Annotated in this window: 17 protein-coding genes and 3 pseudogenes; 6 read left to right on the forward strand and 14 right to left on the reverse strand. The window is 71.1% G+C overall.

The genetic code is table 11. The features are described 5' to 3' along the window. Nucleotides 1–120 precede the first annotated feature (120 nt). From ACF08M_RS01305 to iolC, 7 genes are all read right to left on the reverse strand, one after another. Entirely contained in the window at nt 121–3,291 is a 3,171-nt protein-coding gene (locus ACF08M_RS01305; RefSeq protein ID WP_392183174.1) for a type I polyketide synthase, read from the reverse strand. Between the two features lie 5 nt (nt 3,292–3,296). After that, nucleotides 3,297–3,791: an acyl carrier protein gene (locus ACF08M_RS01310; protein ID WP_392183175.1), complete on the reverse strand. Its 495-nt coding sequence runs from the start codon at nt 3,789–3,791 to the stop codon at nt 3,297–3,299. Nucleotides 3,792–4,004: 213 nt separating this feature from the next. Next, nucleotides 4,005–5,504 (reverse strand): CoA-acylating methylmalonate-semialdehyde dehydrogenase, encoded by a 1,500-nt coding sequence (gene mmsA / locus ACF08M_RS01315; RefSeq protein WP_392183176.1) that lies wholly within the window; start codon nt 5,502–5,504, stop codon nt 4,005–4,007. A gap of 24 nt (nt 5,505–5,528) precedes the next feature. Further along, entirely contained in the window at nt 5,529–7,418 is a 1,890-nt protein-coding gene (gene iolD / locus ACF08M_RS01320; protein WP_392183177.1) for a 3D-(3,5/4)-trihydroxycyclohexane-1,2-dione acylhydrolase (decyclizing), read from the reverse strand. Next, complete coding sequence (gene iolB / locus ACF08M_RS01325; RefSeq protein ID WP_392183178.1) at nt 7,415–8,362, reverse strand: 5-deoxy-glucuronate isomerase; 948 nt, start codon at nt 8,360–8,362, stop codon at nt 7,415–7,417. Before iolB ends, iolD begins: the two co-directional genes overlap by 4 nt. Continuing rightward, nucleotides 8,359–9,294: a deoxyribose-phosphate aldolase gene (locus ACF08M_RS01330; RefSeq protein WP_392183179.1), complete on the reverse strand. Its 936-nt coding sequence runs from the start codon at nt 9,292–9,294 to the stop codon at nt 8,359–8,361. The genes iolB and ACF08M_RS01330 overlap by 4 nt, the downstream gene beginning before the upstream one ends. Further along, entirely contained in the window at nt 9,291–10,274 is a 984-nt protein-coding gene (gene iolC, locus ACF08M_RS01335; RefSeq protein ID WP_392183180.1) for a 5-dehydro-2-deoxygluconokinase, read from the reverse strand. Before iolC ends, ACF08M_RS01330 begins: the two co-directional genes overlap by 4 nt. Before the next feature lie 132 nt (nt 10,275–10,406). Here iolC and ACF08M_RS01340 point away from each other — a divergent pair, with 132 nt between their 5' ends. The 4 genes from ACF08M_RS01340 to ACF08M_RS01355 all read left to right on the forward strand — a co-directional run bounded on the left by ACF08M_RS01340 (nt 10,407) and on the right by ACF08M_RS01355 (nt 15,042). Further along, nucleotides 10,407–11,357, forward strand: a complete 951-nt coding sequence (locus ACF08M_RS01340; RefSeq protein WP_392183181.1) for a sugar phosphate isomerase/epimerase family protein — start codon at nt 10,407–10,409, stop codon at nt 11,355–11,357. A gap of 29 nt (nt 11,358–11,386) precedes the next feature. Continuing rightward, entirely contained in the window at nt 11,387–11,863 is a 477-nt protein-coding gene (locus ACF08M_RS01345) for a peptidoglycan-binding protein (protein ID WP_392183182.1), read from the forward strand. A gap of 301 nt (nt 11,864–12,164) precedes the next feature. Continuing rightward, the gene (locus ACF08M_RS01350; RefSeq protein ID WP_392183183.1) at nt 12,165–12,473 is read left to right on the forward strand and encodes a heavy-metal-associated domain-containing protein; all 309 of its coding nucleotides are present in this window, start codon (nt 12,165–12,167) and stop codon (nt 12,471–12,473) included. Nucleotides 12,474–12,594: 121 nt separating this feature from the next. Continuing rightward, nucleotides 12,595–15,042 carry a heavy metal translocating P-type ATPase gene (locus ACF08M_RS01355; protein WP_392183184.1) on the forward strand — a complete coding sequence of 816 codons (2,448 nt, stop codon included), beginning with the start codon at nt 12,595–12,597 and terminating at the stop codon, nt 15,040–15,042. A 632-nt stretch (nt 15,043–15,674) separates the two neighbouring features. On the opposite strand, the gene ACF08M_RS01360 is transcribed toward ACF08M_RS01355, so the two are convergent. The 6 genes and pseudogenes from ACF08M_RS01360 to ACF08M_RS01385 form a co-directional block, all read right to left on the reverse strand. After that, complete coding sequence (locus ACF08M_RS01360) at nt 15,675–16,973, reverse strand: citrate synthase (protein ID WP_392183185.1); 1,299 nt, start codon at nt 16,971–16,973, stop codon at nt 15,675–15,677. A gap of 129 nt (nt 16,974–17,102) precedes the next feature. After that, nucleotides 17,103–19,403 (reverse strand): ATP-dependent RecD-like DNA helicase, encoded by a 2,301-nt coding sequence (locus ACF08M_RS01365; RefSeq protein ID WP_392183186.1) that lies wholly within the window; start codon nt 19,401–19,403, stop codon nt 17,103–17,105. A gap of 269 nt (nt 19,404–19,672) precedes the next feature. After that, nucleotides 19,673–20,581: pseudogene (locus ACF08M_RS01370) on the reverse strand (RNA repair domain-containing protein); the annotation flags it as partial. Between the two features lie 45 nt (nt 20,582–20,626). After that, nucleotides 20,627–21,898, reverse strand: a complete 1,272-nt coding sequence (locus tag ACF08M_RS01375; RefSeq protein ID WP_392183187.1) for an alpha/beta hydrolase family protein — start codon at nt 21,896–21,898, stop codon at nt 20,627–20,629. 416 nt (nt 21,899–22,314) lie between these two features. Next, nucleotides 22,315–22,623, reverse strand: a complete 309-nt coding sequence (locus ACF08M_RS01380) for a hypothetical protein (protein WP_392183437.1) — start codon at nt 22,621–22,623, stop codon at nt 22,315–22,317. Nucleotides 22,624–22,649: 26 nt separating this feature from the next. Next, a complete protein-coding gene (locus ACF08M_RS01385; protein ID WP_392183188.1) occupies nt 22,650–22,946 on the reverse strand; it encodes a hypothetical protein in 297 nt (98 codons plus the stop codon). Nucleotides 22,947–23,085: 139 nt separating this feature from the next. Here ACF08M_RS01385 and ACF08M_RS01390 point away from each other — a divergent pair. Further along, nucleotides 23,086–23,185 (forward strand): annotated as a pseudogene (locus ACF08M_RS01390) (transcriptional regulator); the annotation flags it as partial. A gap of 2 nt (nt 23,186–23,187) precedes the next feature. Here the strand turns inward: ACF08M_RS01390 and ACF08M_RS01395 are convergent. Next, nucleotides 23,188–23,295, reverse strand: a pseudogene (locus tag ACF08M_RS01395) (IS5/IS1182 family transposase); the annotation flags it as partial. Nucleotides 23,296–23,555: 260 nt separating this feature from the next. On the opposite strand from ACF08M_RS01395, the gene ACF08M_RS01400 reads away from it, so the two are divergent. Beyond that, nucleotides 23,556–25,031, forward strand: a complete 1,476-nt coding sequence (locus tag ACF08M_RS01400) for an amidohydrolase family protein (RefSeq protein ID WP_392183189.1) — start codon at nt 23,556–23,558, stop codon at nt 25,029–25,031. Nucleotides 25,032–25,131: the final 100 nt, after the last annotated feature.

Below are 25,131 nucleotides of genomic sequence, written 5' to 3' on the forward strand. Positions count from 1 at the left end.
CCGCGCGTCGCGTCCCCGTGGGTGTCCCGCCCGGGGGGGGGGGGGGGGGGGGGTGGGGGGGGGGGGGGGGGCGGCGCCCGCCCCCCCCCCCCCCCCCCCCCCCCCCCCCCCGACAGGCTCTCAGTCCGAGGTCAGCCGCTGCTCGGCGAACTCGGCCAGGGAGCGTGCGCTGGGGTGGTCCATGACCTCGGACACCGTGGTCCGGCGGCCCAGCGCGGTGCCCAGCCGCCCGCTGAGCCGGGCGGCGGCCAGCGAGTCGAGGCCCAGGTCGAGGAAGTGCGCACCGGGCTCGATCTCCGCGGGGTCGTCGAACTGAAGCTCGGAGGCCATCAGCGCGCGGATGTGTCCGGTGAGGGCGGCGAGGCGTTCGGCCTGGCCCATGGAGAGCAGCCGTCCGGTGTCCAGCTCCGCCGGGCCGGTGGCGGCGGACCCGGCGGCGGACCCGGCCGGGGCACCGTCCGCCGGGCCGCCCCCGGCTCCGCTCTCCTGCCCGCCCAGTGCTGTCCTGGGCGAGGGGCGGCGGGGGTTGGCCGACCGGAGCCAGTACTCCTGGCGGTCGAACGCGTAGCCCGGCAGCACCACCCGGCGCATCCGCCGCTCCGCGTGGAAGCCGGTCCAGGACACCGGGTATCCGGCCGCGTACAGCTTGGCCACCGACGACAGCAGGGCCAGATCGTCCTGTTGGGCGGGGCGCAGGCTGGTCAGCCAGGTGTCGCTGCCCGGGGTGTCGAGGTTCTCCTTGGCCAGCGAGGACAGGGTGGCGGACGGCCCGATCTCGATGAACGCGTGCCGGCCGCGCCGGGCCACGGTCCGCATGCCGGCCGCGAAGTCCACCGGTTCGGCGATGTGCCGTACCCAGTAGTCGGGCTTGGAGATGTCCCGCCACCGGGCCACCTGGCCCGTGAGGTTGGAGATCAGGGTGAACTCGGGCTCGTGGAAGGTGATGCCGTCGAAGGCCGCGCGGAACTCCTCGGTGACCACGCCCATCAGCGGCGAGTGGAAGGCGTGCGAGACGGGCAGCCGCTTGACCCGTACGCCCCGGGCGGACAGCTCGGCGGTCGCCGCGTCCAGCGAGGCGGCACCTCCCGAAATGACGCACTGCGCCGGTGCGTTGTACGCGGCCACGGCGAGGTCGTCGTACGGCTCCACCAGGGCGGTGACCGTCTCCGCACCGGCGCCGACGGCCGCCATGCCGCCGGGTGCGGTGACCGAGTCCATCAGCCGGGCCCGGACCGCGACCAGCCGGACCGCGTCGGCCACGGTGAAGAGCCCGGCGACGGCTGCGGCGACCACTTCGCCGATGCTGTGCCCGATGACGGCGGAGGGCCGCACCCCCCAGGACAGCCAGAGCCGCGCCAGCGCGTACTCCAGGACGAACAGGGCGGGCTGGGTGTACCGGGTGCGGTGCAGCTCGGCGGAGTCCTCGGTACGGCCGAACATCAACTCCCGGATGGACCGGCCCAGATGCGGGGCGAACAGCTCGTCCAGCTCGTCGACGGTCCGGCGGAAGAGCGGGTGCCGCTCGTACAGGGCCAGGCCCATGCCCGGGTGCTGCGCGCCCTGCCCGGTGAACAGGAAGACCGCCTTGCGGACGGCCTCCGGCCTGACCGTCGCGGACCCTGCCGCGGCCGCCGACCGGGCGGCCCGGTCGGCGAGCAGCGCGGCGAGCCCGGCGTGGTCGCGGACGACTCCGGCGATCCGGTGGTCGAAATGGGCACGCCCGGTGCTGCCCGTGTAGCAGAGGGCGGCGACCGGCAGATCGGGGCGGTCGGCCAGCAGCCGCTGATAGCGCTCGATCTGCAGGGCGAGCGACCGGGCCGACTTGGCGGACAGCGTGAAGACATGACCGCCGGGCTCGTCCGCCGCCCCAGCCGGCGCGTCCTGCTCGTGGGCGCGATCGTCCGCGGCGGGCGGCGCCTCTTCCAGTACGGCGGACGCCAACGTGCCCGCGAAGCCGAAGGAGTTGACCATTGCCCGCCGGGTGCCGGACTTCCAGGGGCGGGTCTTCGTGGGGATCTCGACCGGGGAGACCTCCCAGGGGATGCGGGTCGAGGGCTTGTCGAAGTTGAGGTGCGGGAAGATCTCGCCGCTGCGCAGCTGGGCAACGGCCTTGATGACACCGCCGATCCCCGCCGCCGGCTCCATGTGCCCGACGTTGGTCTTGGCCGAGGCGACGATCACCGGGTCGTTCCTGCTGTGCGAGTCGGCGAAGACCTCGCTGATCGCGCCGATCTCGATCGGGTCCCCGAGGGGCGTTCCGGTGCCGTGCGCCTCCACGTACTGGATGTCACCGGGCTCCAGCCGGGCGCTGACGAGCGCCCGGCGCAACAGGTTCTCCTGGGCGGCGCCGTTGGGCACGGTGAGGCCGGCGCTCTCGCCGTCCTGCCCGACGGCGCTGCCCCGGACGAGTGCCAGGACGGTGTCGCCGTCGCGCCGGGCGTCCGACAGCCGCTTCAGCACGATCATGCCGCAGCCCTCGGCCCGGCCGTAGCCGTCGGCCGCATCGTCGAAGGTCTTGCACCGGCCGTCGGGCGAGAGCGCGGTCAGATCGGAGAAGAGCGCGGTGCTGCGGGGGTGGTGGATGGCGTTGACCCCGCCGGCCAGGGCGATGTCGCACTCGCGGTGGCGCAGCCCCTGGACGGCGAGGTGGAGTGCGACGAGGGAGGCGGAGCAGGCGGTGTCCACGGTGATGGAGGGGCCGCGCCAGCCGAGGAAGTACGAGAGCCTGCCGCAGATGCCCGCGTGCGAGACTCCGGCCGCTATCCGGCCGTCCAGTTCGTCGTCCGCGAGCTCGTCCATCTCCATCACGTAGTCGAGGGAGCTGGCCCCCACGTAGATGCCGCCGTTGCCGTGCCGCAGCGCCGTCGGGTCGATCCCGGCGTGTTCGAGGGACTCCCACGCGGTCTCCAGCACCAGCCGCTGCTGCGGGTCCAGGCAGTGCGCCTCGGCGGGGGCCGTCTTGAAGAACTTGGGGTCGAAGCGTTCGAGGCCGTCGAGGAATCCGCCGCCCGAGGTCCGGATGACGCCCCGGCCCTCGCCGGACGCGTATGCCTCGACGTCCCAGCGGTCCTTCGGGAGCGGGCCGATGGCACTGCGCCCCTCGCGCAGGAACTCGGTGAATTCCTCCAGGGAGTTGTTCCCGCCGGGGAAGCGCAGGCCGACACCCACGATCGCGATCGGCTCGTACTTCTCCCGCAGCAGCTCCTTCAGGAGCTCGCGCTGTCTGCTCAGTTCTTCGTGAGCCTGCTTCAGGGCGCGGTCGGTGGTCGTCGCGTCGTCCGGATCTGCCATGTCTCCTACCCCTGGTAGAGGTTCTTGAGGGCTTCGTCGACCAGGTCGTCCGCCGAGGGGCCGGCCGGGCCGGTGGCAGCGGCGGACGCGGGCCCTTCGGCGGGCGCGGACACGCCCGCGGGACCGGACACGCTCGCGGGGCGGAACAGACCGGGGAGCAGCTCGTCGCAGATGTGGTCCATCAGCTGGCCCACGGTGGGGCTGTTGAACAGCAGGCTCGCGCTGAGTTCGTGCCCGATCATCGACTCCAGGCTCTGCTTCAGATCGGTGATCGTCAGAGAGGTGAGCCCCAGATCGAAGTAGCTCTCGTCCAGAGGGAGTTCGTCGTCGTCCTCCATGAGAAGCACGATCTTGAACTCGGCGACGACGAGGTCCTCCAACGCCTGCCGCCGCTCGGACCGGGCCAGATCGAGCAGGTCGTCCACCACCGTGGTGGCGCCCGCCGTCCCGGGCCCCGAAGGGCGTTCGTCCACCGCACTCACTGCCATCGCCTCCGCCACGTCGAGCCTCCGCAAGAGCCCCCGTACCGCGTTCCGTGGGTGCCTGCTCCATTCCAGTCGACGAGCACGAGAGCAGTCCAGCGCCGTCGGAGCGGTGGTACGGGCATGTGCGCCCGGCGTCAGCGGCATGTCAGGGCGGTATCGGCGGGCACGGCGACGGCCCGCACGGAAGGAGCTTCCGTACGGGCCGTCGGGGCCGGGCGACCGAGGGGATCAGTGGTTGCGCGGGAAGCCCAGGTCCACGCCCGCCGGGGCGTCGGCCGGGTCCGGCCAGCGGGTGGTGACGACCTTGCCGCGGGTGTAGAAGTGCACGCCGTCGTTGCCGTAGATGTGGTGGTCGCCGAAGAGGGAGTCCTTCCAGCCACCGAAGGAGTGGTAGCCGACCGGCACCGGGATCGGCACGTTGACGCCGACCATGCCGGCCTCGATCTCCAGCTGGAAGCGGCGGGCGGCGCCGCCGTCGCGGGTGAAGATCGCGGTGCCGTTGCCGAACGGCGAGGCGTTCATGAGGGCGACGCCCTCCTCGTACGTCTCGGTGCGCAGGACGCACAGGACCGGGCCGAAGATCTCGTCCTTGTACGCGTCCGAGTCGGTGGAGACGTTGTCGAGGAGGGAGAGGCCGATCCAGTGGCCGTCCTCGAAGCCCTCGACGGTGAAGCCCGTGCCGTCGAGGACGACGTCGGCGCCCTGGGCGGCCGCGCCCGTGACGTAGGAGGCGACCTTGTCGCGGTGGGCGGCGGTGATCAGCGGGCCCATCTCGGACGCCGGGTCGTTGCCGGGGCCGATCTTGATCTTCTCGGCGCGCTCCTTGATCTTGGCGACGAGCTCGTCCGCGACGGAGCCGACCGCGACGACCGCGGAGATCGCCATGCAGCGCTCGCCGGCGGAGCCGTACGCGGCGGAGACGGCGGCGTCGGCCGCGGCGTCGAGGTCCGCGTCCGGCAGCACCAGCATGTGGTTCTTCGCACCGCCGAGCGCCTGGACGCGCTTGCCGTTGGCGGTGGCGGTCGTGTGGATGTACCGGGCGATCGGGGTGGAGCCCACGAAGGAGACCGCGGCCACGTCGGGGTGGGCGAGGAGCCCGTCGACGGCGACCTTGTCACCGTGCAGGACGTTCAGCACGCCGTCCGGCAGACCGGCCTCGGCGGCCAGCTCGGCCAGCAGGTTGGCGGCCGACGGGTCCTTCTCGCTGGGCTTGAGCACAAAGGTGTTCCCACAGGCGATGGCGAGCGGGAACATCCACATCGGCACCATGGCCGGGAAGTTGAACGGGGTGATACCGGCGACGACACCGAGCGACTGGCGGATCGAGGAGACGTCGACCCGGCTGGAGACCTGGGTGGACAGCTCGCCCTTGAGCTGGGTGGTGATGCCGCAGGCCAGCTCGACGATCTCCAGACCGCGGGCGACCTCGCCCAGCGCGTCCGAGTGCACCTTGCCGTGCTCGGCGGTGATCAGCGCGGCGATCTCGTCGCGGTGGGCGTCGAGCAGCGCGCGGTAGCGGAAGAGGACCGCGGTGCGGGCGGCCAGCGAGGACGTGCCCCAGGTGGCGTAGGCGTCCTTGGCGGCGGCCACCGCGGCGTCGACCTCTTCGAGGGAGGCGAGCGCGACCTGGGTGGTGACGGCACCGGTGGCCGGGTCGGTGACCGGGCCGTAGTTGCCCGACGCGCCCTCGACGGTCTTGCCACCAATCCAGTGGTTGACGGTCTTCATGACAGAACTCCTTCAGTGGCGTCTTCAGAGGTGGCGGCGTCGGTCGGCGACGTGTCGGTCGTACTCTTCGCGGGCTTTCACGGCCGACGGCCGGGTGGCCGTTTCGGCTACGGGAACATCCCACCACGCCTGCGCCGGAGGGGACCCCGACACTGTGTCTGCCGTTTCGGTCTCGACGTAGACACAAGTGGGACGGTCCGCCGCACGTGCCTCGGCCAGGGCTTCGCGCAGGTCACGCACGGTCTGGGCGCGCAGCACCCGCATCCCGAGCGAGCCGGCGTTGGCCGCGAGGTCGACGGGCAGCGGGGGGCCGGTGAAGGCGCCGTCCGCGGCGCGGTGGCGGTAGGCGGTGCCGAAGCGCTCGCCGCCGACCGTCTCGGAGAGGCCGCCGATGGACGCGTAGCCGTGGTTCTGGAGGACGACCAGCTTCACGGGGAGTTCCTGCTGCACGGCGGTGACGATCTCGGTGGGGTTCATCAGATACGTACCGTCGCCGACGAGGGCCCAGACGGGGCGGCCGGGGGCGGCCAGCTGGACCCCGATCGCGGCCGGGATCTCGTAGCCCATGCAGGAGTATCCGTACTCGACGTGGTACTGGTCCGGGGACCGGGTCCGCCAGAGCTTGTGCAGGTCGCCGGGGAGCGAACCGGCCGCGTTGATCAGGATGTCGTCCTCGGTGACCAGCGCGTCGAGGAGGCCGAGGACCTGTGCCTGGGTGGGGCGGGCGTGCGGGTCGTCGGCGGCGAACGCGTCGGTGACGCGCTGCTCCCACTCCGCCTTGGCCTCGGTGTACTCGGTCTCGTAGGCCGGGTCGACGCGGTGACCCTGCGCGGCGAGCGCGGCGGTGAGGGCTTCGAGGGCGGTGCGGGCGTCGGCGACGAGCGGGAGCGCGCCGAGCTTGTGGGCGTCGAAGTCGGTGATATTGAGGCCGACGAAGCGGACGGCCGGGTTCTGGAAGAGCGTGGCGGAGGCGGTGGTGAAGTCGGAGCAGCGGGTGCCGATGCCGATCACCAGGTCGGCGGTGCGGGCCAGTTCGTCGGCGGTCGCGGTGCCGGTGTGGCCGATGCCGCCGACGTCGGCGGGGTGGTCGTGGCGCAGGGAGCCCTTGCCGGCCTGGGTGGCGGCGACGGGGATACGGGTGGCGGCGGCGAACGCGGCGAGGGTCTCCTCCGCCGCGCTGTGATGGACACCGCCGCCCGCCACGATCAGCGGCCGGCGGGCGCTGCGCACGGCCCGTACCGCCCGGTCGAGCTCATGCGGATCGGGGGCGGGGCGGCGTACGTACCAGACGCGCTCGGCGAAGAACTCCTCCGGCCAGTCGTACGCCTGGGCCTGCACGTCCTGGGGCAGCGCCAGGGTGACGGCACCGGTCTCCGCCGGGTCGGCGAGGGTCCGCATGGCCTGGAGCGCGGCCGGGATCAGGGCCTCGGGGCGAGTGATCCGGTCGAAGTAGCGGGAGACGGGGCGCAGGCAGTCGTTGACCGAGATGTCGCCCGCGGCCGGGACTTCGAGCTGCTGGAGCACGGGGTCGGCGGGCCGGGTCGCGAAGGTGTCCCCGGGCAGGAGGAGGACGGGGAGGCGGTTGACCGTGGCGAGGGCGGCGCCGGTGACGAGGTTGGTGGCGCCGGGGCCGATGGAGGTGGTGACGGCGTGCGCGGACAGCCGCCCGGACTGGCGGGCGTAGCCGACGGCGGCGTGCACCATGGCCTGCTCGTTGCGGCCCTGGAGGTAGGGCATCGCACGGCCGGACTCGACGAGCGCCTGGCCGACTCCGGCGACGTTGCCGTGGCCGAAGATGCCCCAGGTGGCACCGATCAGCCGCTGCCGTCGGCCGTCGCGCTCGGTGTACTGGCGGGAGAGGAAGGACACCAGGGCCTGGGCGGTGGTCAGTCTGCGGGTACGCGGTGCGCTCATGCGGTCGCCTCCGTCCCGTACAGCGGGAGTCTGGGATCCACCGGCAGGGCCGGCCAGGTGTCGCGGATCCAGCGGTGGTCGGGATGGTCGGTGATCAGCCACTCCCGCTGCTCCCCCGGGCCCGCCATCACATTGAGGTAGTACAGGGTGCGGCCGGGGGAGGCGATGGACGGGCCGTGCCACCCGTCGGGGATGAGGACCGCGTCGCCGCTGCGGACCTCGGCGAGAACGTCCGTGCCGCCGGCCCGGGACGGCGACACCCGGTGGTAGCCGAGGCCGTCGCGCTCCACCTCGAAGTAGTAGATCTCCTCCAGCACGGATTCGGCACCGGGGCGGTGCTCGTCGTGTTTGTGCGGCGGGTAGGACGACCAGTTGCCGCCGGGGGTGAGGACCTCGACGGCGATCAGCCGGTCGCACTCGAAGGTGTCGGCGGCGGCGAAGTTGTTGACCTGGCGGGAGCAGTTCCCGGAGCCGCGCAGCTCGACGGGTACCTCCGGCGCGGGGCCGTAGCGAGCGGGGAGTCGTCGCTCGCACTTCGCTCCTGCCAGGGCGAAGCGGCCCCCTGCGCCGGAGGCGATCTGTGCACGGGCGTCACGCGGTACATAGGCGAAGTCGGATACGCCGCTGAACACGCCTTCCCGGCCCAGCAGTTCAAAGATCTCATCTGAGGTGTGCACCGTACAGCCACCGGTCAACGGCAGGATGATCCACTCGCTCTCTCCGGTGACGAGCGTGTGAACTCCGCCCGGCCCCAGCTCCAGCACCCGCAGGCTCGACCGGTCCCAGCCGGCGCGCTCCGGGCCGATGTCCAGGGTGTAGGGGCCGCTCGCCGCGGACCCGGCGCGGAGGTGGTGGCTGCGTTCCCGGCGTTCTTGGCGTTCTCGGCGTTCCCGGCGTTCTTGGCGTTCTCGGGCTTCTCGGGGTTCTCCGTCGTACATCGTCATACCCATCCCCTACCCGATACCCGGTCCCCGCCCGTTTCTCCGGGTTCCAGCAGCGATACGGCCGTGTCGACGGCCGCGGCCACCTTCCCGTCGGCCGGGTAGAGCAGCGAACGCCCCACCACCAGCCCCTGGACGGTGGGCAGTCGCAGCGCCGTGCGCCACTTCTCGAACGCGCCGTCGAGGTCGTCGCCCACCTCGCCGCCCAGCAGCACGGCGGGCAGCGTCGAGGACGCCATCACCCGGGCCATGTCGTCGGGGTTCTCGGTGACGGGGACCTTGAGCCAGGTGTACGCGGACGTCCCGGCCAGCCCCGAGGCGATGGCGATCGAGGTGGTGACGGCCTCCGCACCGAGGTCGTTGCGGAGCCGGCCGTCCGTGCGGCGGCAGAGGAACGGTTCGACGAAGACCGGCAGCCGGTGTGCGGCCATGGCGTCGATGGCGCGGGCGGTGGCGTGCATGGTGTCGAGCGAGCCGGGGTCGCCGTAGTCGATGCGGAGCAGCAGCTTGCCCGCGTCGAAACGGAGCCGGGCGAGGTCCTCGGGGCGGTGGCCGGTGAACCGGTCGTCGAGTTCGAAGGCGGCGCCCGCGAGGCCGCCGCGGTTCATCGAGCCGATGACGACCTTGTTCTCCAGCGCCCCGAGGAGCAGCAGGTCGTCGAGGATGTCGGCGGTGGCGAGGACGCCGTCGACGCCGGGGCGGGCGAGGGCGAGGCAGAGCCGTTCGAGGAGCTCGAAGCGGTTGGCCATGGCCAGTTCGCGGTCGCCGACGGCGAGGGAGCCACGGGCCGGATGGTCCGCCGCGATGATCATCAGGCGGCCGCCGTCGTCGACGAGGGGCCGTCTGCGGCGGCGCGCGGCGGCCTCGGCGACGGCCTCGGGGTGGCGCATGCGCAGCTGGACGAGTTCAAAGACCGAGGAGGCCGGGGGTGTCATGGGGTGGCTCCGGCGGGGCGGGGGGTGACGGCGCCCGCGGTCAGGGCCGCTTCGACCTCGTACGGGAACGGCATGGCGGGCGAGCAGGCGAGCCGGGACGCGACGATGGCACCGGCGGCGTTGGCGTACCGCATGACGCGGGCGGTCTCCCAGCCGGCGAGGAGCCCGTGGCAGAGCGCCCCGCCGAAGGCGTCACCGGCGCCGAGGCCGTTGACGACCTCGACGGGCAGCGGTGGCACCTCGGCCACCGTGCCGTCGTGGTGGACGGCGAGGACGCCTTTGGGGCCCTGTTTGACGACGGCCAGCTCGGCACCCGCGGCGATCAGGGCGCGTGCGGCCGCGTACGGTTCGCGCTCGCCGGTCGCGATCTCGCACTCGTCGAGGTTGCCGACGGCGACGGTGGCACGGGCGAGGGCCTCGCGGTAGCGGGCGGTGGGGGTGGCGGAGCCGGCGTCCCAGAACATCGGGCGCCAGTCGAGGTCGAAGACGGTGATGCCGGACCGGTCGCGGGCGTGGAGTGCCGCGAGGGTCGCGGAACGGCTCGGCTCGGCGCACAGCCCGGTGCCCGTCATCCAGAAGACCCGGGCCGAACGAATGGCGTGGAGGTCCAGCTCCGACGTGTGGATCTCCAGGTCGGGGGCCTTGGGGCGGCGGTAGAAGTAGAGCGGGAAGTCGTCGGGCGGGAAGATCTCGCAGAAGGTGACCGGCGTCGGATAGGCGTCGACGGGCGTCACCCACCGGTCGTCCACCCCGAACTCCCGCAACTGCTGGTGGAGATACTCCCCGAAGGCGTCCCGGCCGGTGCGGGTCACCACCGCGGTCCGCCGGCCGAGCCGGGCCGCCGCGACGGCGACATTGGTGGGTGAGCCGCCGAGGAACTTCCCGAAGGTGTCGACCCGGGCCAGGGGCAGACCGGTCTGCAGGGGGTAGAGATCCACACCGATCCGGCCCATGGTGATCACGTCGTACAGCTCAGGCATCTGCGTCCCTTCGACCGGCGGCCGGGCGGCTGTTCCCAGGTCTAGCCCTCCCCCGTACCCCTGTCAACGCTTTGTCCGGACATACGGACGAATCATTGACACCGCCCCCTCGGGGCCGGGACGCTGGGCGGCATGACCTCCTCCGCAGCGGCTCCGCCCCGTATCCGCATCGGTTCGGCACCCGACTCGTGGGGGGTGTGGTTCCCCGACGATCCGCGGCAAGTGCCCTGGCAGCGCTTCCTCGACGAGGTCGCGACGGCGGGTTACGAGTGGATCGAGCTCGGCCCGTACGGCTACCTCCCGACCGACCCGGCCCGCCTCGCCGAGGAGACCGGCCGCCGCGGACTCGCGGTCTCGGCCGGGACCGTCTTCACCGGATTGCACCACGGCCCCGGCGTCTGGGACCGGACCTGGGCGCATGTCGCCGACATCGCGGCACTCACCCGGGCGATGGGCGCCGGGCATCTGGTGGTCATCCCGTCGTTCTGGCGCGACGACAGGACGGGCGAAGTCCTGGAGGACCGCGAGCTCACCGCGGAACAGTGGCGCGACCTCACTACCCTGACGGAGCGGCTGGGCCGCGAGGTGCAAGACCGGTTCGGGCTGCGCATCGTCGTCCATCCGCACGCCGACACCCATATCGACGACGCGGAGAACGTCGCCCGCTTCCTCGACGCCACCGATCCCGGCCTGGTCTCGCTCTGCCTCGACACCGGCCACTACGCCTACTGCGGCGGCGACAGCGTCGAGCTGATCGAGACCTACGGCGAACGGATCGGCTATCTGCACCTCAAGCAGGTCGATCCGGAGGTCCTGGCCGAAGTCGTGGCGGACGAGGTGCCGTTCGGGCCCGCCGTGGCGCGCGGCGTGATGTGCGAACCGCCGCACGGGGTGCCCGCGCTGGAACCCGTACTCGACGCCGCCCGCAAGCTGGACGTCGACCTCTTCGCCATCGTCGAGCAGGACATGTATCCCTGCCCGCCCGACAAGCCCCTCCCCATCGCCCGCCGCACCCGGGACTTCCTCCGCTCCTGCGGCGGCCCGCACCGGGCCCGTGACACGCCGAACGGCTCCGGGATGTGACGTAGCGGCGGTACGCGGTGGTGTCCTCGGTGAGAAGCCGGCGCGCGGCCCTCGTCGCGCACCCCGCCATGCCGCACGAGGAGCAACTCACCATGATCCGGAAGATGCTGTCGTCCCGCAGGACGGCCGGGGCCCCGGCCCTGGCCGCGGTCGCCCTGGCCGTCGCCCTCGCCGCGGCCCCGGGCGCCTCGGCCGACGAGCGCAACCCGCTGCCCCCGCCCGGTTCCAGCCCGGTCTGCGTCTTCTACGACGGCGACGGTCCGACCGGCTACGGCGAGCGGGGCGAGCGGGTCTCCCAGGTGCAGTGCATGCTGGCCAACCGCCACTACCTGCCCTGGTCCGCGGTCGACGGAACCTTCGGAGTGCGGACCCTCCTCGCCGTACAGCGCTTCCAGGCGGACCACCCGCCGCTCACCCCGGACGGCCTGGTCACCCCGGCCACCTGGTCGGCGCTCTGGCACGCGGGGCCGAGCCGCGCGACACCCCTCCTCCTTCCGGCGGCGTGACGCCGCGGACCGCCCCTCCCTCCCGTCTCCCGCGACCCCGCGCCGCACGTGTCCGCGGGGCGTGGGGTCTTTCTGTTCACACCCCTCCCGGTGTTCATACCCCTCCTGGTGGGCGGCACGGACGTGATCGCGCCCGTCGCGCCGGCCCGGCCGCGGTCGTCGGCGCGCCCTGCGCGCGAGGGATGGCGGGGCGCTCGCATTCATACCCCCTAGGGGTATAGTGTGATGACCGTCGAGGAACACCGGATCTCCCGGGTTCCCGACACCACAGCCTTCCGCGCCCACCCAAGAGGAGAACACCATGACCGCCGAGACCCAGCTCCCCCAGGCCACCGGTTCCTGCTGCTCACCGAGCGGCTCCTGCCACGACGGCGCGGACAGCGGCGACGCGGCGGGCGCGGTGACCACCGTCTACCAGGTGTCCGGCATGACCTGCGGCCACTGCGAGGGCGCCATCTCCGAGGAGATCTCCAGCATCGAGGGTGTCACCTCGGTGAAGGCCGTCGCCTCCACCGGCCAGGTGACCGTCGTCTCCCATGCCCCGCTGGCGGAGGACGCCGTGCGCGCCGCCGTGGACGAGGCCGGTTACGAGCTCGTCGGCCGGGCCTGAACACCATCGGGCTCACCCGATACGCCGGATACACCCGTATCACCCCCCTTTGCCCTCCGGGCCGGACCGACCAGCAGATACTGGTGGGGTACGGCCCGGTCGGCGTTTCAGGAGTTCGGACATGCACAGCGCAACAGAGACGGAGACCCCGGCAGCGGAGACTTCCCGGGCAGAGCTCACGATCGGCGGGATGACCTGCGCCTCCTGCGCCGCCCGCGTCGAGAAGAAGCTCAACCGGATGGACGGCGTCACCGCCAGCGTGAACTACGCGACCGAGAAGGCCCGCGTCTCCTTCGGTCCGGGGACCGGCCTCGCGGACCTGATCGCCACGGTCGAGAAGACCGGTTACACGGCGCGGCCCGCCCACAGCCCCGGACCGGCGGCGCCCGCCGCACCCGCCGCACCCACCGCACCCACCGCACCCACGGACACCGTCGAGGGCGGATCCAGCGGCAGCGGCACGGAAGCCGGCACCGGAGTCACAACCGGCACCGGAGCCGGAACCGGAGCCGACAGCACCCCGGCCGACGCCGCCGACGCCGCCGCCGATACCGATGCCGATGCCGATGCCCGCGACCCGGCCGAGCGGAGCGCCGCCGCCGCGCTCGCCGCGCTGCGTCAGCGCCTGATCGTCTCGGCCGCCCTCGCCATCCCCGTCGTCGTGCTCGCGATGGTCCCGGCCCTTCAGTTCGACAACTGGCAGTGGCTCTCCCTCACTCTCGCCTCCCCCGTCGTCGTCTGGGGCGGGCTGCCCTTCCACCGCGCGACCTGGGCCAACCTCCGGCACGGCGCGGCCACCATGGACACCCTGGTCTCGATCGGCACCCTGGCCGCCTTCGGCTGGTCCCTGTGGGCACTGTTCTTCGGCACGGCGGGCATGACCGGGATGCGGCACGGCTTCGACTTCACCGTCTCGCGCGACGGAGCCTCCTCCACCATCTATCTGGAGGTCGCCGCCGGTGTCATCACCTTTATCCTGCTGGGCCGCTACCTGGAGGCGAAGTCCAAGCGGAAGGCCGGTTCCGCCCTGCGGGCGCTGCTGCACCTGGGCGCGAAGGACGTCACCGTCCTCAAGGGCGGTACGGAGGTACGCGTCCCCACCGGCCGGCTCACCGTCGGCGACCGCTTCGTCGTCCGCCCCGGCGAGAAGATCGCCACCGACGGCACCGTCGTCGAGGGCGCCTCGACCGTGGACGCCTCCATGCTCACCGGCGAGTCCGTACCCGTCGATGTCGGCGTCGGCGACGCCGTCACCGGGGCGACCGTGAACACCTCCGGCCGGCTCGTCGTCGAGGCGACCCGGGTCGGCGCCGACACCCAGCTGGCCCGGATGGCCAAGCTCGTCGAGGAGGCACAGAGCGGCAAGGCCGAGGTGCAGCGGCTCGCCGACCGGATCTCCGCGGTCTTCGTCCCCGTGGTACTGGTGCTGGCGCTGGCCACCCTGATCGTGTGGCTGCTCGTCACGGGCGACGTGACGGCCGCGTTCACCGCCGCCGTCGCCGTACTGATCATCGCCTGCCCCTGCGCCCTGGGCCTCGCCACCCCGACCGCCCTCATGGTCGGCACCGGGCGCGGCGCCCAGCTCGGCATCCTGATCAAGGGCCCGGAAGTCCTGGAAACCACCCGCCGCGTCGACACGATCGTCCTCGACAAGACCGGCACCGTCACCACCGGCCGGATGACCCTGCTGGACGTACACACCGCGCCCGGCACCGACGAGAACCAGCTTCTGCGACTGGCCGGCGCCCTGGAGCACTCCTCCGAGCACCCCATCGCCCAGGCCGTCGCCACCGGAGCCGCCGAACGCACCGGCGCCGCCCTGCCCGTGCCCGAGGACTTCGCCAACATCGCCGGACTCGGCGTCCAGGGGATCGTCGAGGGCCACGCCGTCCTCGTCGGCCGCGAGCAGCTACTCGCCAACGCGGGCATCGCCGTCCCCGGGGCACTGTCCGGTGCGGTGGCGGACGCGGCGGCCCGGGGCCGTACGGCGATCGCGGTCGCCTGGGACGGGCGGGCGCGCGGCGTCCTCGCCGTCGCCGACGCGGTCAAGGAGTCCAGCGCCGACGCCATCGCCGCACTGCGCGCGCTCGGTCTCCGTCCCGTCCTGCTGACCGGTGACAACCGGGCCGTGGCGGAATCCGTGGCCCGGGCCGTCGGGATCGACGAGGTCCACGCCGAGGTCCTGCCCGAGGAGAAGGTCCACGCCATCGAACAGCTCCAGGCCGGGGGGCACGCCGTCGCCATGGTCGGCGACGGCGTCAACGACGCGGCCGCCCTGGCCACCGCCGATCTCGGCCTGGCGATGGGAACCGGAACGGACGCCGCGATCGAAGCCGGCGATCTCACCCTCGTTCGTGGAGATCTCAAGGTGGCAGCCGATGCGATCAGGCTGTCCCGGCGCACCCTGGCCACCATCAGGGGAAACCTCTTCTGGGCATTCGGTTATAACGTTGCAGCCCTACCCCTTGCGGCATTTGGCCTGCTCAACCCTATGATTGCGGGAGCGGCGATGGCGTTCTCATCGGTCTTCGTCGTAACGAACAGCCTGCGGTTGCGTGCCTTCACGTAACATCCACAAAGAGATTTAGATCACACCGATTTCAGGGTAACCATCCGGTGGGTTCGCGAGTCTAAGAGTGCGATGCCAAGGATGTCTTGGGGGACGTCCGTTGAAGTGTCTTGGGGGACGCTTCGGGCAAGCGTTGGCCGGGGCACGTGCACCGGGGAGCTTTGAGCGGCCCTCCCGTGCGTACGTACCCCGGCAGATCGCACCGGAAGTACAGGTGAAGACCGCAGCACAGAGCGGGCGGAAATCGCCCGTGCGCAGGAGTGGGGAACGCTCAAGGAGCTTCGGCTCCCACAGACGCCCGGCCGGATCCCGTGGGGGGAATCCGCTCCGGGATATGGGAAGCGCCTCGCTGTCGGCCCGTGGGGGGATCGATGGCGGGGCGCTTCTCGCTGCCGGGCCCGGTGGACGGCCCGGACCCGTTGGGCCCGGTGGACCGCACGGGACTGCACGGCACTGCACGGCACGGCACGGCACTGCACACGACTGCATGGCACTGCACCGGACAAGGGACCCGTTGGGCCGGACCGGACCAGCACATCGCCCCGGACACCGCGCTCTGTGCGAAAGCGTGGTACACGGGGCGAAGAAGACCGGCCTCGACGGCCGGGGCGGTGCGGGGGGTGGTGCGGGACTCAGCGGCCCTCGACCGGGACGAAGTCGCGCAGGACCTCGCCGGTGTAGATCTGGCGCGGGCGGCCGATGCGGGAACCCGGCTCCTTGATCATCTCGTGCCACTGGGCGATCCAGCCGGGGAGCCGGCCGAGCGCGAAGAGCACGGTGAACATCTCGGTCGGGAAGCCCATGGCCCGGTAGATGAGACCGGTGTAGAAGTCCACGTTCGGGTAGAGGTTGCGCGAGACGAAGTACTCGTCGGAGAGCGCGTGCTCCTCCAGCTTCAGCGCGATGTCGAGCAGCTCGTCGGACTTGCCGAGCGCGGACAGCACGTCGTGCGCCGCGGCCTTGATGATCTTGGCGCGCGGGTCGAAGGACTTGTAGACGCGGTGGCCGAAGCCCATCAGCCGGACGCCGTCCTCCTTGTTCTTCACCTTGCGGATGAAGGAGTCGACATCGCCGCCGTTGGCCTGGATGCCTTCGAGCATCTCCAGCACCGACTGGTTGGCGCCGCCGTGCAGCGGGCCCCACAGCGCCGAGATACCGGCGGAGATCGAGGCGAACATGTTGGCCTGCGAGGAGCCGACCAGACGCACGGTGGAGGTCGAACAGTTCTGCTCGTGGTCCGCGTGCAGGATGAGCAGCTTGTCGAGCGCGGAGACGACGACCGGGTCCAGGTCGTACTCCTGGGCCGGGACCGAGAAGGTCATGCGCAGGAAGTTCTCGACGTACCCGAGGTCGTTGCGCGGGTAGACGAAGGGGTGGCCGATCGACTTCTTGTACGCGTACGCCGCGATCGTGGGCAGCTTGGCCAGCAGCCGGATCGTCGAGAGGTGGCGCTGCTCCTCGTCGAACGGGTTGTGGCTGTCCTGGTAGAACGTGGACAGCGCGCTGACGACCGAGGACAGCATGGCCATCGGGTGGGCGTCGCGCGGGAAGCCGTCGAAGAACCGCTTGACGTCCTCGTGCAGCAGCGTGTGCTGGGTGATCTCGTTCTTGAAGGCCGACAGCTCGTCGACCTTGGGAAGCTCACCGTTGATGAGCGTGTACGCGACCTCAAGGAACGTCGAGCGCTCGGCGAGCTGCTCGATCGGGTAGCCGCGGTAGCGCAGGATGCCCTGCTCACCGTCGAGGTAGGTGATGGCGGACTTATAGGCCGCAGTGTTGCCGTATCCGCTGTCCAGCGTCACCAGACCGGTATTGGCCCGGAGCTTCCCGATGTCGAAGCCCTTGTCGCCGACGGTGCTGTCGATCACCGGGTAGGTGTACTCGCCGTCGCCGTACCGCAGTACTACAGCGTTGCTGGTGTGCTCGCTCACGTCATCCCTCACCGACGTAGTGCCTCTTCTTCGAGGTTCCCTGACTGTCTCCACCCTCCCCCATTTGGCTCAGGAGAGTGCACTCGGGGTCGTCCATTGGACCTACTCGCGGCACTGAGTGCCGCGAGCTTACTCATCCTGCCCCCCTGACACCGGTTCCGGAAGGCCTCCGTGATGTTTCCCACCGATTTGATCGATCATTTTTTCCGCGGATCCTCCTCCCGAGCCCCCCGACAGCCGGTAATCCAGCGCCGTACAGCGCCTGCCCGCGGAAACCGTGCGGACGGCCTGGCCGATCGCCTGCCGTGACCCGACCAGCACGACGAGCTTCTTGGCCCTGGTCACGGCGGTGTACAGGAGGTTCCGCTGGAGCATCATCCACGCGCTCCTGGTGACGGGGATGACCACGGCCGGGTACTCGCTGCCCTGGGAGCGGTGGATCGTCATGGCGTACGCGTGGGCCAGCTCGTCCAGCTCGTCGAAGTCGTAGCCGATCTCCTCCTCCTCGTCGGTGAGGACGGTCAGCCGCTGTTCGTCCAGATCGAGGGCGGTGACGACGCCGACCGTGCCGTTGAAGACGCCGTTCTCCCCCTTGTCGTAGTTGTTGCGGATCTGGGTGACCTTGTCGCCGACCCGGAACACCCGGCCGCCGAACCGCTTCTCGGGGAGGTTCGGGCGGCCCGGGGTGATGGCCTGCTGGAGCAGCCCGTTGAGCGTGCCCGCGCCGGCCGGGCCGCGGTGCATGGGGGCGAGGACCTGTACGTCCCGCCTCGGATCGAGGCCGAATTTGGCCGGGATGCGACGGGCGGCGACATCCACCGCGAGAACACCCGCCTCCTCCGTCTCGTCCTCGACAAAGAGGAAGAAGTCGTCCAGGCCCTGAGTGAGGGGCGGCGTCCCGGTGTTGATGCGGTGCGCGTTGGTGACGACGCCGGACTTCTGGGCCTGCCGGAAGATCGTCGTCAGCCGGACCGCCGGAACGGGTCCGCCCTCGGCCAGCAGATCGCGCAGCACCTCCCCCGCGCCGACCGACGGCAGTTGGTCGACATCCCCGACGAGCAGCAGGTGGGCACCGGGTGCCACGGCCTTGAACAGCTTGTTGGCGAGCAGCAGGTCGAGCATCGACGCCTCGTCGACGACGACCAGATCGGCGTCCAGCGGCCGGTCCCGGTCGTAGGCCGCGTCCCCGCCCGGCTTCAGTTCGAGCAGCCGGTGCACGGTGGACGCCTCGGCGCCGGTCAGTTCGGAAAGCCGCTTGGCCGCCCGCCCGGTGGGCGCGGCCAGCACCACCTTGGCGCGTTTGGCGCGGGCGAGTTCGACCACGGAGCGCACGGTGAACGACTTGCCGCAGCCGGGCCCCCCGGTCAGGACGGCGACCTTGCGGCTGAGCGCGAGCCGGACGGCGGCCTCCTGCTCGGGGGCCAGCGTCGCCCCCGTCCGGCCCGCGAGCCAGGTCAACGCCTTGTCCCAGTCGACGTCCTGGAAGGCCGGCATCCGGTCCTCCGGCGTCCGCAGCAGCCGCTGCACCTGCGCGGCGAGCGCGACCTCGGCGCGGTGGAACGGCACGAGGTAGATGGCCGTGACCGGCTCGCCGCCCTCGGGCGACGGCACTTTCTCCCGTACGACGCCCTCCGGGTCCGCGGCCAGTTCGGCGAGGCACTCGATGACGAGCCCCGTATCGACCTGGAGCAGCTTCACGCCGTCGGCGATCAGCCGCTCCTCGGGGAGGAAGCAGTGCCCCTGGTCGGTGGACTGGGACAGCGCGTACTGCAACCCGGCCTTGACCCGCTCCGGGCTGTCGTGCGGGATGCCGACGGCCTGGGCGATCTTGTCGGCGGTGAGGAAGCCGATACCCCAGACGTCCGCGGCCAGCCGGTAGGGCTGGTTCTTCACGACGGAGATCGAGGCATCCTCGTACTTCTTGTAGATGCGGACGGCGATGGAGGTGGAGACCCCGACCCCCTGGAGGAAGACCATCACCTCCTTGATCGCCTTCTGCTCCTCCCAGGCGGCGGCGATCATCTTCGTCCGCTTCGGCCCGAGCCCGTCGACTTCGATCAGGCGCTTCGGCTCCTGCTCGATGATGTCGAGGGTGTCGACGCCGAAATGAGTGGTGATCCGGTCCGCCATGACCGGGCCGATGCCCTTGATCAGGCCGGAGCCGAGGTAGCGGCGGATGCCCTGGATGGTGGCGGGCAGCACGGTCGTGTAGTTCTCGACCGTGAACTGCTTGCCGTACTGCGAGTGCGAGCTCCAGCGCCCCTCCATCCGCAGGGACTCACCGACCTGGGCGCCGAGCAGCGAGCCGACCACGGTCAGCAGATCCCCCGCGCCGCGGCCCGTGTCGACGCGGGCGACGGTGTACCCGTTCTCCTCGTTGGCGTACGTGATGCGCTCGAGCACACCTTCGAGGACGGCCATGTTGGACATGTTCCGACGGTATCGGGTGCCGCTGACAACGCGGGGCCGGGCTTCGGAGCCTTCCCACCTTCCCACCTTCCCGCCGTCCCGCCGTCCCACCGTCCCGCCGTCCCTGGTGGATCAGCGCCCGGCGTCGGATGCGGTGCATCGCAAGGCGGAGAGGCGCGGCGCGTACTGGCTGCGTTCCGGCGCCCATGGCCTCATCTGTCGGTGATCCCGGAGAGCCATGCCGGGTCCTCCGGGCCCGGCGCTTCGGGGCCGGGCGCGGGCAGCCGGCGGACCTCGCCCGTTGCCAGGTCGACCGTGGCCCGTGGCCGCATGGGCCCGTCCCCCCTGCGTGAGAGCAGGACGAGTTCCCAGACCGTCGCCGTCATGGCATCGAGCCGGGTGGCGCAGTCGGCGGCAACGCGCCGCGGATCCCGGGTCCGGCCCAGGGACAGATGCGGGGTGAAGTTCTTGGCGGGCCCGCTGCAACGCGGGAAACGCTGCTGCAGTACGCGGTGCAGGCGGGCCCACGGCTCCTTGCCGGCTGCCGTCGGGTCGAGCCACACGGTGAAGTACGCCCTGTGCCGGAAGGTGCGCACCCCGTCCAGCCGGGCGGTGAAGACCGGCGTCTCGGCCGTCGCCGCAGTGAGCAGCGGAGCAGCCCGCTCGAAGTCGGGCTCCGGTACGAAGCCGAAGAGCACATTGACGTGCGGCGGCCACCGGTGGATCTGTGGATCGTGATCCCGGCGGATGTCCTGGATCGGCGGCCACAGCTCCGCAGGCGGGATCCAGGCCACCGCTGTGCGGGCCGTCGGGGACACGTCGAGGACGGCTGTCGGGGACACGGCGAGGGCGTCTGTCGGGGACACGTCGAAGGCGGCTGTCGGGGGCACGTCGAGGGCGTCGGCGGGCTCGCCCCTGCCCGGGTTCGTGTCGAAGCTCAGGTCGGCCTGCGGGTCCCGCAGCCGGCCGGCGCCCGACGCGTCGATGCGGTCCACGCCGGTGGCCCGGTCCCAGACCACCTCGCCGTCCGCCTCGATGAACACCACCCGGTGCCATGGGATGTCGCCCCCGGGCACGAATGAAGGCAGCGGGATGCGCTTGGCGGCATCCCCGCGCTGGCTGATCCCCAGCACGAACCGGGCCGGGTCGAACCGCGGGTCCCAGCGGACCCGGTGATAGATCTCGTCACTGGTTCGCATCACGCCTCCTCACCCGCTCGCACCGCGACCGGCCGGGCCGCCGCTTCAGTGGGGCTTCACATACTCCACCTTCACCGCGTCCGGCACGTCGGGCAGCTTCTCCCGGCCGGTCAGGAGTGCCTCCGCCGACGTGTCGCCCAGGAGGTACTGGCGGAAGAAGGCGACGGTGTAGCCGGTGGCGATCCGGCGCTGGGTGGCCTCGTCGAGCCCCTGGTGCTGCTGGTTCGTACCGTCCTGTGAGACGCACTGTCCGCGCTGTTTGCCGGGGATCGCGTCGTCCACACCGGCCACCTGGCCGCTGCTGGGAGACCACTGGGTGTTGAAGTAGTTGTGGTTGCCGCCGGTGAGGGTGATGCCGTGCAGGGGTGTCTTGTTGTCGCCCTTGTTCCACTTCACGTACTCACCGGTGTTGACCTGGTCGCACGTTCCCCACAGTACGGCCAGCGGGACCTCGGTGACCGGCTCGACGTCCCAGGTGGCGGTGGGCGCGAGGCCGAGCGCGGCCTTGACCTTCACTCCGGCGGGCCAGTCGCCGTGCCGTTTGTCGGAGACCTGTTGCATCACGCCTCCGCCGCCCATGGAGTGACCGAGGGTGCCGACGCGCTGGAGATCCAGGTGCCCCGTGAAGACGGCATCGTTGGCTCCACCGGTCTTCGGATCCTTGAGCTTGCCCTTCAACGGACCCTTGCCCGCGTCGAGTTGGCGCCACAGGTCCAGGTGCTTGTTGATGAGGGCGGCACGCGCCTGGTACACCGAATCCGCCTGGCCGGCGCTGGTCGCGTTGATTCCGTTGGCCCCCATGGAGACCACCACGAAACCCTGCCGAGCCAGGCTCTCGGCCAGATAGTCGTAGCCGGAACTGCTCGGCAGCGAGGGGATCCCCGCCTGGCACGGCCAGGCCCACAACCGGTCGCTCATCTTGCCGATGACCGCCTGCTGCCTGGCCACCTCGGCATCGTCCCCGGCCTCCTCCGCCAGGGCCAGCGCCTTCTGTGCCTTCACCAACGCGTCCTGTGCGGCACGATCCGCGCAGGTGGCCCAGTGCCCGTGCTGCATGACGATCAGCGGATGCCTGCCCCGGGCCAGCCCCTTGCCGCCCGGCCCGTCGGGATAGCGCACTACGGCGGCGATCTCGCTCTTCCCCTCGTACGGCGCGCCAGGAGCAAAGGCCAGGTCACCCAGGTCGTAGGTCGCCCGCCCCACCGATGGCGCACCGGCCTCCGCGGTACCCGAAGCGGGCGCGGACGCACCGTCCGCGGCCAGGGCGGGGGACATCGCCGTGAGCGCGACAACAGCGGCACCCGTGACAAGCGCCACCGCGCGACCTCGGCCGCCGAAAGCCCTGCCGCCGTGCTTCCCCACCGCCATGTACGGTCCTGCCTCTCAGTTCACTTCGCCGGAACGACCACCCGCGACCGGGCCGCCGTACCACGCACACCGCGTACGGACGCCCCCACACACTGACCAGCACTTGTCAGAAACCTGTGAGCACGGCGTAGGGATGCCGTTTACCCCGACACGCGACTTCCCCAGGAACACCCGCCGTTCACCCCCACGCGCTCCGACAACCGACGACGCTGCTCCGTTCCGCTCCGTTCCGCTCCGCTCCGCTCCGTTCCGCTCCGTTCCGCTCGTCTCCGTTCTGCTCGTCGCCGGAGCCGTGGTCGACGTGCTCGTGCTGATCGGGCCGGCCTTCTGGCCGGCCGCCGGACAGCGGTGTGGTGACCTCTACGTCACCGGGGTTCCCACGAGTCGCATGACGCCGCCCCCTGCCCGGTCAGCTGCGCCAGCCGGGCACCCCGGCTCTCCGCGACCCGTTTGACGTCATGCAGGGACTCGGTCAGCCGCGAGGCGAGATAGTGCAGTTCGTTGCCGGTCACCCGGCGGTTCGCCAGGAGATCGCCGGCGTGATCGAGAAGGTCGCCCGCCATGCCGAGCTGGACGCTCTCGATGCCATCCGCGACCCGTGACACGTAACCCGTACCGTCCCCGATGACGTAGCACGGCTTGCCCTCCGCCCCCGCCCAGGGCAACAACCGCATGGTGTCCGGCTCGCCCGTACCGCCGCTCACGCCACCGTCCCTGCTCCCGCTGCCCGGCGCATGTAACACACCTCGCCGTCCACGCCGCGCACAGCGACCCACAGCGTGCGCCGCCGCCGACGCCGCATCTCGGCCATCTGCCGTTCATGCGCCACGAGATACGGCCGGACCAGCGGGCTGTCCTCCCCACGCGGCGGACGTTCACCGGTGCGGCGCACGGTCGGCCCGGCCACGTACACACAGGAGTACGGGTGGACGGTGGCGGAGGCCGGACGTACCAGCCGCACCAGCGACTTGGTGAACCGGTGGACGAGATCCTTCATATCGACGCGCTCTCCCTCTGACTTGCCCACGAACGGATGCGTTCTGTGGCGAACTCATCACAGAGTGGGGTCACGAGTGCCTACGCTCCAGAGGTTCGGGCTTGACAGCCCGCCGGTCAGACGAGGGAGTTGGGGCTGTATGGCGATGAACCGGAAGCCGCGTACACCGAGGGAGAAGTACGGGGAGGAGCTGAGACTGCGACGGACGGCGGCGGGGCTGACTCAGGAGGCCCTGGGCGATCAGGCGACGCCACCGGGAGCCGATCCGACGGCGGTGACCTGCGAGGAGACCGGAGAGGTGTTGCAGGACGCGGCTGGACAGATCGATACCGGACGGGTAGACAAGCACGCGAATGCTCCTGGCGGACTGGTGATCTTGGTCGTGAACCCGTCTACCAGGAGCTTTCTTCATGCCCGCCGTCGGGGTCACCCGTCCAACCACCCGTCAGGTTGGAATCGGCTCAGATTTCGTGCCGGGTTCGTCGGGGTGCATGAACAGGCCGTCACGGATTCGTCGGCCTGGACCAACAGCGTTGCCTGATCTCCCTCCTAGGGTCGCACTGGAGACCAGCAGGTGCTCCAATGCGTCCTCGACGAGGAGACGAAAGCATGCAGACACTTTTGCGTGGCGGCCGTGTCATTGATCCGGGAACAGAGTTCGACGGCATCGCCGACGTCCTCGTATCCGACGGCGTGGTCAGCGCCGTCGCTGCAGGGCTCGACGCGCCACCGGGATGCGCGGTCGTCGACGTCACGGGTTTGGTCGTCGGTCCGGGGTTCGTCGACCTGCACAGCCACGTGCACTCCATCGCGGGGCAGCGGCTGCAGGCCATGGACGGCGTGACGACGGCCCTCGACCTGGAAGCGGGCCTCATGCCCATCGGGCGTGCGTACGCCGAGGCCGCCGCGGCCGGACGCCCGCTGCACTACGGCTTCTCCGCCTCGTGGGGTGATGCCCGGGCCCAGGTGCTCGCCGGCATCCAGCCCGACGCACAGATCGGGAGCGGCCTCGCGGTGCTGGGAAACCGCGCATGGCAGCGCTCCTCCACCGATCGTGAACTCGCCGAGTGGCTGGCCCTGATCGAGGGTGAGCTGAGCGCCGGAGCGCTCGGCATCGGAGTCCTCCTCGGGTACGCGCCCCACAGTGAGCCTGCCGAGTTCCTTGCTGTCGCCCGGCTTGCCGCGAAGGCCGGCGTGCCGACGTACACCCACGTCCGCGAGCTGGTCGAGGTGGATCCCGGAACTCCCGCAGACGGCTCCGAGGAGATCGTCATCGCCGCGGCCGAGACCGGCGCAGCGATGCACCACTGCCACGTCAACAGCACTTCGGGCCACCACATCGACCGGGTACTCGGCGCGTTGGACGGTTCACGGCGGTCGGGATCTCGGGTGACGGTCGAGGCCTACCCGTACGGGGCCGGCAGCACGGCCATCGGAGCGGCCTTCCTCGACGCCGAACGCCTGCGGATGAAGGGCCTGTCCCCGTCGAGCGTCGTGATGCTCGAATCGGGGGAGCGCATCGCCGACGAGGGGCGCCTGCGGCAGTTGCGGAACAGCGACCCCGGGGCGCCCTGCATTCTGGAGTTCCTCGACGAGGGCAACCCGCGCGAGCTCGCGATGCTGCACCAGGCGCTGGCCTTCCCGGACGCGATTGTCGCCAGTGACGCGATGCCCGTCTTCTGGCCCGACGGCAGCAACGACAGCACCGAGTGGCCACTGCCGCCCGGGGGAACGACGCACCCGCGCACCGCGGGAACGTTCACCAGGACGCTGCGCGTGATGGTGCGGGAGAGCGGTGCCTGGGACTGGCCGGAGGCGTTCCGGCGGTGTGCCCACCTGCCGGCGCGGGTCCTCGACGAGGTGGCGCCGGGCGCTCGGGCGAAGGGACACCTCGGGGTCGGGGCGGACGCCGACATCGTCGTACTCGACCCCGTGGCGATCACCGATTGCGCGACCTACTTCGACCCCACGCGGCCGTCCGTGGGCGTGCGTCACTTGTTTGTCGGTGGTGTCCCGGTGGTCAGTGAGGGGGAGCTGCAGGTCGACGCGCTTCCCGGACAGCCGCTGCGAGGTGAGCCGCGATGACCGCGACGCGCGCCGACGTGGCGGTGGAGGCCCTCCTCGCGGACATCGAAACCCTGGTGCGGCATCACGGTGACACGCCAGGTAAGCCCTGAAAGGACAG

Origin of the sequence: Streptomyces sp. NPDC015032, from assembly GCF_043080425.1 — a bacterium.
In the GTDB taxonomy this organism is placed as follows: Bacteria; Actinomycetota; Actinomycetes; order Streptomycetales; family Streptomycetaceae; genus Streptomyces.